Consider the following 9108-nt stretch of genomic DNA (forward strand, 5'->3'; position numbering starts at 1 on the left):
CTGCCAAGACCCTAAATTTCCGTATCACAGGACTACACATGCATACTGTTGAAAAAATTGGCGGCTCTTCCATGAGCCGCACTCAGGATGTTTTAAGCAACATCTGGTTACATAAACGAAATAACAGCCTCTACAATCGAATTTTTGTAGTCTCAGCTTATGCTGGCGTTACGGACTTACTTCTGGAACACAAAAAATCGGGAGACGCCGGCGTTTACAGCTGTTTTGCAGAAGCCAGCCAGGCCGATGCCTGGCGCGATCGCCTGAGCAATGTTCAACAGCACTTATTAAGCATTAACCGTTCACTGTTTCAGGGCAAGAGCCTACAACAAGCCAATACCTTTATTGCAGAGCGAATCAAGGGGGCAGAACAGTGTATGCAAAGCCTGTACGACCTCTGCCATTATGGACACTTCCAGTTAGACAGCCAACTAGCCACAGTCAGAGAAATGCTCGCATCTATTGGCGAAGTACACAGCGCGTTTAACTCAGTTCTTCTCCTCAAAGAAAACGGCATCCAAGCCCGCCTGGTAGATTTAACCGGCTGGAATTTAGATATCCCCCTCTCCTTTGAAGAGATGATCAGAACACAATTCAGTGACGTTAACCCGGCTAAGGAAATTGTTATCGCCACCGGTTACACACATTGTAACGAGGGTTTGATGAAAACCTTTGATCGGGGCTACAGCGAAATGACTTTTTCCAAAATAGCCTGCATTACCGGTGCAACAGAAGCTATCATCCATAAAGAATTTCATTTAAGCAGCGCCGATCCTCGCATCGTAGGCGAGGACAAAGTGATTACGCTCGGCATGACCAACTTTGATGTCGCTGATCAGCTGTCTAATCTTGGCATGGAGGCAATCCACCCGAAGGCGGCACGTGGATTACGCCATGCAGGCATTCAACTGCGCATAAAAAATACCTTTGAACCCCGCCATAATGGCACATTGATCAGCCAGAGTTATCAGAACCCACGCCCCTGCATAGAGATTATCGCGGGTCGAAGAGACGTTTTTGGCATTGAGGTTTTTGATCAGGATATGCTGGGCTCGCCAGAACATGATATTGAGATCACCCGCCTGTTACACCAGTTAAAACTGGATCTGGTCAACAAGGAGGCCGACGCTAATAGTGTTACTTATTTTACCGTTGGCAATCGAAAAAAAATCAACCGGGTCGTACGCCTCATTGAAGAGATGTACCCTGCCGCTGAAGTCAGTGTACATAATATCGCGATGGTATCTGCCATTGGTTCGGATATCAAAGTCAAGGGCATGTTAGCCAAAACGGTGTCAGCCTTAACCGATGCAGACATCAGTATACTTTCATTACATCAGACACAACGGCAGGTCGAAATGCAATGTATCGTTGCCGATAATGATTATGAAAATGCCATCAGGACACTCCATAAAGTACTCATTGAAGCCGAAGATCATGGCGAGGTCATTCGACGTAGCGCCGCATAATAGCAGCCAAAAAAAAACGCCCTCCTGAACAAGAGGGCGTTTTGGATAAATATTACATCGCTATTATCATAAACCGATCTTAAGCAATTAGCTGTGAGCTGCTAACCAAACCTCCAGATCATCTGCCGTGCCGACATGCTCGCCATCAATAAAGACCTGAGGTGTCGTTCCCTGACCAGAAATAGCATTCAAGCTGGAGAAACTGACGCCATGCTGCCCCAGTTCAATCTCTTCGTACTTATAACCTTTTGCCTGTAACGCTTTTTTAGCCCGCGTACAGTGTGAACAACCAGGCTTAGTCAGTAAGGTCACGCGTTTTGGCTGCTTTGCATTCGGGTTGATGTAGTTAAGCATCGTGTCGCCATCAGACACTTCGAACGGGTCGCCTGGCAGATCCGGCTCGATAAACATTTTATCGATCACACCATCTTTGACCAGCATGGAGTAGCGCCAGCTACGCTTGCCGAATCCAATATCACTTTTATCCACCAGCATTCCCATACCTGCACTGAATTCACCATTGCCATCAGGAATAAAGGTAATATTTTCGGCCTTTTGGTCCTCAGCCCAGCTATTCATGACAAACGTATCATTTACTGAAAGACAGATAATGTCATCAATACCATTCTCTTTAAAGACCGGTGCCAGCTCATTATAGCGCGGCAAATGCGTGCTCGAGCATGTTGGCGTAAAGGCGCCCGGCAACGCAAAGACAATCACATTTTTCCCTTTAAATAACTCATCTGTCGTAATTTTCACCCACTCGTTTCCAACACGGGCAGGGAAAGTGACGCCAGGTACTGACTGGCCTTCGCGATTATCCAACATGGTGCAATCTCCTGATTTATTGAACATTTACTTCGTTGAAAATAACTATAACCAAACCGGGACTATTGTAAAAATTAATTTTCTCAACAACCATCATAGCAATTAACTATAGATCTAGTATGACCAGCAATGACCCCACAATTTATCCAACCTTTCAAATCTTTCTAAAACCTTTCTTAAATAATAGATAGGCACAGAAGCCAGAATAACCGCAAAACTTACAAACAAGTTTTTAGCACTTTATTCCGCTCGCCTCGCGCTGTCTGGCGAACAGCAGTCCGCGCTAATACTGCACGCTTTTCATCATCAGACCCAGCAGCCCAATCAAGAATTTCCTGCAATGAGCGATAGCATCCCAGACAAATATCCTGCTGATCAAGACAACATTGCCTAATACAGGGTGATTTTACTTTTTCAGAATTGGCCATAATATCCGTCACAAATATAAAAAAGTGAACAGCTGATTTAACTAGGTGCGCACTTTAAGCAGGTCTCTTATTTCGCTAAATAATACTTCTTCCATAGAAGGTTCAGGCTCTACTTCTGCTTTTGCAGGCGCTGCCTCTTCTGTTTTTCTCATTGAGTTGATTGTTTTCACTGCAACAAGCACCGCACCAACAACAATCACAAAATCAATAACTGTCTGCGCAAACTTAGCGTAGTTAATTGTGGCAGTTGCCGTTTCACCCACCGCTTCTTGCAAACCAAACGCTAAATCTGTGAAGTTGACGCCACCCGACAACAAACCGATAGGCGGCATAACAACATCACCGACAAATGACGATACGATTTTACCAAAGGCTGCACCCACGATAATACCGACCGCCATATCCATCACATTGCCTTTGACAGCAAACTCTTCGAACTCCCTCCTTGAGCATACTCACAGCATAACGCTCTGGTTATAGCTTCTAATAACACTATTGTCTTATGCCGCGATGAATGCAGGAATAATTCAGTTATTTTTTAAACCCACCCATCATGCCTCTAATGGCTGCCGGTATATCTGCCGGTAAAACAACTGTTTTCGAGTTTGCAGACTTAGCTAGGGATTCCATCGCATCTACATACTTTTCACCTAAAATATACATCACAGGAAGTTCATTATCCTGGATCGCTTCAGTGACCCGCTGGATAGCCACCTGGCTGGCTTTCGCCAATACAACCTGTGCTTCTGCATCGCGCTTAGACGCTTCCAAACGCCCCTCAGCTTCTAAAATAGCGGCCGACTTTTCACCTTCTGCACGAGTCACGACAGCACGTCGCTGACGCTCAGCCGCGGCCTGCTCTTCCATTGCACTTTGCATCGTGTCCGAGGGCGTAATATCTTGTATCTCCACCGTTTTAAGCGTGATACCCCAGTCTGAAATATCATCTGAAATAGCCGTTTTCAGTTTTGCTTTAATCTGATCGCGTGAAGAAAGCGCATCATCTAAACCCATTTCACCGATAATCGAACGCAATGATGTTTGCACCAGATTCTGAATAGCCAGATTATAATCCTCAACGCCATATACCGCTTTTTCAGGTGCAACGATGTTAATATAAGCAACCGCATTGGCGATAATGACGGCATTATCCTTGGTAATCACTTCCTGAGAAGGTATATCCATCACGATATCCTTGGTCGTTACTTTATAAGCGACCTGATCAATGTAAGGGATAATAATATTTAACCCAGGGCCTAAAGTGGAATGGAACTTACCCAAGCGCTGCACAACAAACTTGTTGCCCTGCGGCACCGTCTTAACCCCCATCCCCAGCGTAAGCACCACAAGAAACACTAAAACGCCGGCGATTATCAATCCATCCATAAACAATTCCCCTATTTAAATATCGTAATTATTAGCTATACATCGCTTTAAGAAGCGCTATCGTCAGTGCTATATGACTAGCGTTTTTCAACCAGCAAAGTGTTACCGGAGAGTTCTTTGATGAAGACCCGGTCCCCCATAATCACCTCCGCATTGCAAATAAACTCCCACTCATCATCACCTAATACCGGCGTTGTAAACCGTACGATACCTCGCGAATGCTCAGTAGGGGCTTTAATGACCTGACCGCTTTCACCGGCGATTGCTTCGCGTGCAATACCTGCTTTAGTACGATCCGTCATTTTAGGGCGCAATAACTTAAACCATAATAATGCAAACACTGATGATGCCACGGCCCAACAGAAAAGCTGCCAACTTAAAGCAATATCCGGATTAACGCCTAAGAGCCCGGCAACCACCATAGCGCCCAGACCAAACCAAAAAATAGTAAAACTGGGAATAAACATTTCGGCTGCCATCAACAGCATACCGAATACCAGCCAGTGCCAGTAAAGTAGAGTCACCTCCATTGATCAAAAGCTCCTGTGATGTCTCAATGTTGTTAAACGCTTGCAGTGAACGACAATCAAGCGAGCGGCCATTCACCGCAATACTAATACTAGAGTATAGCGGTTATTACTAAGTTCCTAGCTCAGCTCGGTTTTTATCTTGCCGAAGACAGACGGACTCACATCCGGCCTGCTGATTTAACAAAGCAGTAATGAAAGGGCTTTTTACGACATGCACCGCTATTCACCATTGAGCGCTGTTTACATCATCTATCGCTCAATTTGCTCTAATCCTGTAAACTTAGCCTCCAAATTCTGCCCTGTTACTTTGCGCTTTTATCCGGACGACTCATGCCCGCTTTTTCTGAACTAAATCTCTGCCCTGAACTACTGTTTACTCTGGATGAGTTAGGCCACAAAACCCCCACGCCTATTCAGGCGCAGGCTATTCCGGCCATCCTCCAGGGGCACGATTTAATGGCCGAAGCACAAACCGGCACAGGTAAAACCGCTAGCTTTGCGCTGCCCATGATCGAGAAATTCGGTAGCGCGCCGCAAGGTACTGAATATCATCACATAAGAGGGCTGGTACTGGTACCCACCCGCGAGCTGGCGATGCAGGTAGGTGATCACACACTGCAATACGGCCGAGCACTGGGAGTACGTGTTATCTCCCTTTATGGCGGCGTGCGTTTCGATAACCAGATTCGGAAGATGAAACGCGGCACAGATATTTTAGTGGCGACACCCGGTCGATTACTGGATATGCTGGAGCAAAACAAGTTTTCACTAGAACAACTCGAAGTGCTTGTACTGGATGAAGCTGACCGTATGCTGGATTTAGGGTTTATCCATGATATTCAGAAAATTCTGAAGTTCATTCCCAAAAACAAACAAACATTACTCTTCTCAGCCACGTTTAACAGCAACATTGAAGCGCTAGCAGAGTCCTTACTGCATGCGCCAAAACGGATCAGCGTTTCCACTCGAAACTCCACCACGAGCCAGGTTAAACAAGTTGCTTATGCAGTAGATAACCAGGATAAATCCGAGATACTGAGTTACCTGATTGACGGTGGAAAATGGAACCAAACCCTGGTTTTTACCCGTACCAAAAGACGGGCGGATCAGGTCACTGAATTTTTACAGGCGGAGCAGATAAGCGCTCTGGCTATTCATGGTGACAAACTGCAACGCGAGCGTACTCATGCACTAAGGGCATTTGCTGCAGGTGAGATAAAAGTACTGGTCGCTACGGATGTGGCAGCACGTGGTATTGATATTGAGTCACTCCCTCGTGTTGTAAATTACGACTTACCCAACCAACCGGAGGCATACGTTCATCGCATTGGTCGTACCGGGCGTGCAGGCTTATCCGGACAAGCAATATCCTTAGTTGCCCCAGACGAAAGATGCTACCTGGTTGAGATAGAAGCGTTAATTAATAAAAGAATCCCGCTACAACCCGTCCCTTTTATCGACAATGGTAAGTTAGTCGACGGTAAACCTCTCCAGCCTAAGCCCTCAAAAAGCAAAGGGCTACAAAAGAAAAACACTAAACCCAAGCATCAATACCAGGCACCTGAAGCGGAAAAACCAACAACACCTGCGCTACGCCGCTCTCTTTTCAAAAAATAGTCGCTTACCCAGCGCTTACTCAGGGAAGTATTGTTAATGGGACTGTGGATTCCTTTTACTATTTTTGCTGCTTTTATGCAGTCTTGGCGCAATGCTTTCCAAAATAAGCTTAGCAAAGAGGTCAGCACTGCCGGTGTCACACTCGCACGTTTTGTGTATGCAAGCCCACTGGCCGCATTATATTTATGGATACTCTACCAAGTTGAACCTGTCGCCCTTCCTACAGTAAGTGCTAATTATCTGGTGACTATTGCGCTGGCATCGGTCTCGCAAATTATTGCTACTGCACTGATGGTAAAACTGTTTCGCCTCAGGAATTATGCAATTGGCGTTGGCTTGGCGAAAAGTGAAGCGGTGATTGCCGCTACATTAGGCGCGTTATTTTTCGCTGCGCCGTTGTCAGGGCTTGCCTGGAGTGGTGTTATTATTGGCGCGATTGCTATCTGGCTAATGAGCAATACCGGCTCATTAAAAGAACTCTCAATAAAGACGCTCGCATTGGGGTTAGGCAGTGGTTTAGCATTCGCTTTAACCACGCTGTGGGTTAGAGAAGCAAGCCTGATGCTTGGCTTACCCTTTCCCTACAGTGCCGCCTGGGTCTTACTTTATGTCATCACAACTCAGACTGCTATTCTCCTCATGTGGCTGCTGATTAAAGAGCCTGCCACACTTAATGCTTTATGGCAGCGACCTAAACTCACACTGATTATCAGCTTATGTAGCTGCCTTGGTTCACTTGGCTGGTTTACTGCGATGAGCTTAGAAACAGTCGCGCTGGTTAAAACCCTTGGCCAAATCGAAGTTCTCTTTACGCTTTTTATTTCGGCCCGGTGGTTTAAAGAAAAACTCCGTCCCCGGGATTTATCAGGATTAGCTTTAATTGTACTAGGTGCCGCCTGTGTGATTCTGGCTTAATTATTTTCGTTAAACTACTCTGGGTTAAGAATACCGAAGTTAAAAATATTCAGATTAAACAAGCACGTATATTTAATGTTTTTTGCGTTTTACATACAGCACTTTTTTTACTTTGCTCACCACAATGCCATCTAAGTCACGTATAGCTATTTCAAATGAAGGCCGATACGCCACTCCGCCTGACGTTTTTCTTTTAATCTCATCCAGTTGAGCATCCGATAAACTTAAGTGAGCCTCTACCGTGCCTTTGGCAGGTTTTACATACTCAATTTCTGCAGCCTGATCCCATACAATATATTCTTTGCCCAAGCGATTCATCAGCATTAGCATCATCTGAGGATCAACCATCGCGTATAAACTCCCGCCAAAATGCGTACCCATAATATTACGGTTATACCAACGTAATTTCATGCGTACATGCATCTCACGCCATTCAGGATCAATATGCGTGATACGAATCCCAGCGCCCAGATAAGGCCCATAAATATTCAGTGCGAACTTCAGAACACGAGGTGACCATTTCATTCACTACCTCCCCTATTACCTGCCCTATGCTTGTCCCGGGATGTACTAGCCTAATCAAAACACCTCCCCCTGAAAGCCGCTCACGCATGCTATAAGCTATCACAACAATGATGAATCGCCCGTTATTTAAGCAACCATTAAGCATATACAACTGACGACATTAATGCGACGCAACATCAAAAATAGAAAACATATTCTTGCAAAATAAAAGTATTAACCTATACACTGAGCACTGAATGCTGCACCGCAATATATATTTTGCGCAGATAAATAATGAATCAATCAATAAAGATTGATAAGGAATTCTTCTATGCTGTACCACCTACACCACACATTAAACCAGTCTGTCCAACCACTACATCTTTGGGCACAAGCGTGGAAAAAGCAGCTCAAGTTATCTTGGATGCAGCCTTTTTTGGAAGGCTCTATAACACGTACAATGCTAGCGCATCTAGAACTGATCATACGTTGCACCGACAACTACGAAAAGCCTGAATTCGGACTAACCCAAACCATCATTGCCGGAGAAAAAATTCGTATCCGGGAAGAAGTGCCCTACGCACTCCCCTTCTGTGATCTACTGCATTTTCGTCGCACCGGCAAATACAACCACCCTAAAGTACTCCTGGTGGCGCCAATGTCTGGTCACTATGCAACCTTGTTACGCGGCACGGTAGAGCACTTTATTCCAGACCACGAAGTTTATATTACCGATTGGCAAAATGCGCGGGACGTCCCTTTCAACGAAGGTGGTTTCACCTTTGACGATTATGTACGTTATCTGATCGAGTTCCTTGAGTTTTTAGGCCCCGACACCCACGTCATTGCTGTGTGCCAGCCGAGCGTACCCGCTATCGTTGCTGCCACCATCATGGCAGAGCGCAACAACCCTAACATTCCTCGCTCGCTGACGCTTATGGGGGGGCCTATTGATACACGAATTAACCCAACGGAAGTCAATGACTACGCCTCAGGCAAAGATTTGGAGTGGTTTGAAAATAACGTCATCAATACAATACCTGCCGATTTTGCTGGCGCAGGCCAAAAAGTATATCCCGGCTTTATTCAGCTCTCCGGTTTTATGAGCATGAACATGAATAGCCATATCAAAAAACATTTTAAGTTCTTTGATGATTTGGTCAAAGGGGATGGCGATAGTGCTGAGGCTCACAGAGAGTTCTACAATGAATATCTCGCGGTTATGGATCTTCCGGCAGATTTCTACCTGGAAACCATTCGCAAAGTATTCCTGGACCACCGCTTACCCCGTGGCGAAATGCTCTTTGAAGGTAAAAAAATTGATACGTCCGCGGTTAAAGCCACAGCCTTACTAACAGTAGAAGGTGAAAATGACGACATCACCGGCAAGGGCCAAACGGAAGCCGCTCATGGCATTCTGAGCAATATACC

The 9108-nt window shown here is 45.5% G+C and carries 10 protein-coding genes; 4 read left to right on the forward strand and 6 right to left on the reverse strand.

All coding sequences use genetic code 11. From position 1 onward, the window contains the following. Window positions 1-38: 38 nt before the first annotated feature. A complete protein-coding gene (locus ABY436_RS07820; RefSeq protein ID WP_372738422.1) occupies window positions 39-1469 on the forward strand; it encodes an aspartate kinase in 1431 nt (476 codons plus the stop codon). 87 nt (window positions 1470-1556) lie between these two features. On the opposite strand, the gene ABY436_RS07825 is transcribed toward ABY436_RS07820, so the two are convergent. From ABY436_RS07825 to ABY436_RS07845, 5 genes are all read right to left on the reverse strand, one after another. Then, a complete protein-coding gene (locus tag ABY436_RS07825; protein WP_372738423.1) occupies window positions 1557-2297 on the reverse strand; it encodes a glutathione peroxidase in 741 nt (246 codons plus the stop codon). A 218-nt stretch (window positions 2298-2515) separates the two neighbouring features. Further along, the gene (locus ABY436_RS07830; protein ID WP_372738424.1) at window positions 2516-2725 is read right to left on the reverse strand and encodes a DUF1289 domain-containing protein; all 210 of its coding nucleotides are present in this window, start codon (window positions 2723-2725) and stop codon (window positions 2516-2518) included. A gap of 41 nt (window positions 2726-2766) precedes the next feature. After that, window positions 2767-3132 carry a large-conductance mechanosensitive channel protein MscL gene (gene mscL / locus ABY436_RS07835; protein WP_372738425.1) on the reverse strand — a complete coding sequence of 122 codons (366 nt, stop codon included), beginning with the start codon at window positions 3130-3132 and terminating at the stop codon, window positions 2767-2769. A 124-nt stretch (window positions 3133-3256) separates the two neighbouring features. After that, window positions 3257-4111: an SPFH domain-containing protein gene (locus tag ABY436_RS07840; protein ID WP_372738426.1), complete on the reverse strand. Its 855-nt coding sequence runs from the start codon at window positions 4109-4111 to the stop codon at window positions 3257-3259. Window positions 4112-4188: 77 nt separating this feature from the next. Next, the gene (locus tag ABY436_RS07845; protein WP_372738427.1) at window positions 4189-4641 is read right to left on the reverse strand and encodes an NfeD family protein; all 453 of its coding nucleotides are present in this window, start codon (window positions 4639-4641) and stop codon (window positions 4189-4191) included. A 330-nt stretch (window positions 4642-4971) separates the two neighbouring features. Between ABY436_RS07845 and ABY436_RS07850 the strand changes: the two genes are divergently transcribed. Together ABY436_RS07850 and ABY436_RS07855 are read left to right on the forward strand one after the other, a co-directional pair. Beyond that, entirely contained in the window at window positions 4972-6258 is a 1287-nt protein-coding gene (locus tag ABY436_RS07850) for a DEAD/DEAH box helicase (protein WP_372738428.1), read from the forward strand. A 36-nt stretch (window positions 6259-6294) separates the two neighbouring features. After that, window positions 6295-7173, forward strand: a complete 879-nt coding sequence (locus tag ABY436_RS07855) for an EamA family transporter (RefSeq protein ID WP_372738429.1) — start codon at window positions 6295-6297, stop codon at window positions 7171-7173. Window positions 7174-7245: 72 nt separating this feature from the next. Here the strand turns inward: ABY436_RS07855 and ABY436_RS07860 are convergent, their stop codons facing one another. Beyond that, complete coding sequence (locus ABY436_RS07860) at window positions 7246-7698, reverse strand: DUF4442 domain-containing protein (RefSeq protein WP_372738430.1); 453 nt, start codon at window positions 7696-7698, stop codon at window positions 7246-7248. A 310-nt stretch (window positions 7699-8008) separates the two neighbouring features. Between ABY436_RS07860 and ABY436_RS07865 the strand changes: the two genes are divergently transcribed. Continuing rightward, window positions 8009-9108, forward strand: a 1100-nt coding sequence (locus ABY436_RS07865; RefSeq protein WP_372738431.1) for a polyhydroxyalkanoate depolymerase, incomplete at its 3' end; no start/stop codon positions are given.

It is taken from the genome of Neptunomonas sp. (genome assembly GCF_041601355.1).
GTDB lineage: Bacteria > Pseudomonadota > Gammaproteobacteria > Pseudomonadales > Balneatricaceae > Neptunomonas.

Coding starts and splice junctions, on each gene's coding strand:
- ABY436_RS07820 (WP_372738422.1), top strand. CDS start 39: ATGCATACTGTTGAAAAAATTGGCGGCTCTTCCATGAGCCGCACTCAG.
- ABY436_RS07860 (WP_372738430.1), bottom strand. CDS start 7,698: ATGAAATGGTCACCTCGTGTTCTGAAGTTCGCACTGAATATTTATGGG.
- ABY436_RS07855 (WP_372738429.1), top strand. CDS start 6,295: ATGGGACTGTGGATTCCTTTTACTATTTTTGCTGCTTTTATGCAGTCT.
- ABY436_RS07830 (WP_372738424.1), bottom strand. CDS start 2,725: ATGGCCAATTCTGAAAAAGTAAAATCACCCTGTATTAGGCAATGTTGT.
- mscL (WP_372738425.1), bottom strand. CDS start 3,132: ATGGATATGGCGGTCGGTATTATCGTGGGTGCAGCCTTTGGTAAAATC.
- ABY436_RS07840 (WP_372738426.1), bottom strand. CDS start 4,111: ATGGATGGATTGATAATCGCCGGCGTTTTAGTGTTTCTTGTGGTGCTT.
- ABY436_RS07850 (WP_372738428.1), top strand. CDS start 4,972: ATGCCCGCTTTTTCTGAACTAAATCTCTGCCCTGAACTACTGTTTACT.
- ABY436_RS07845 (WP_372738427.1), bottom strand. CDS start 4,641: ATGGAGGTGACTCTACTTTACTGGCACTGGCTGGTATTCGGTATGCTG.
- ABY436_RS07825 (WP_372738423.1), bottom strand. CDS start 2,297: ATGTTGGATAATCGCGAAGGCCAGTCAGTACCTGGCGTCACTTTCCCT.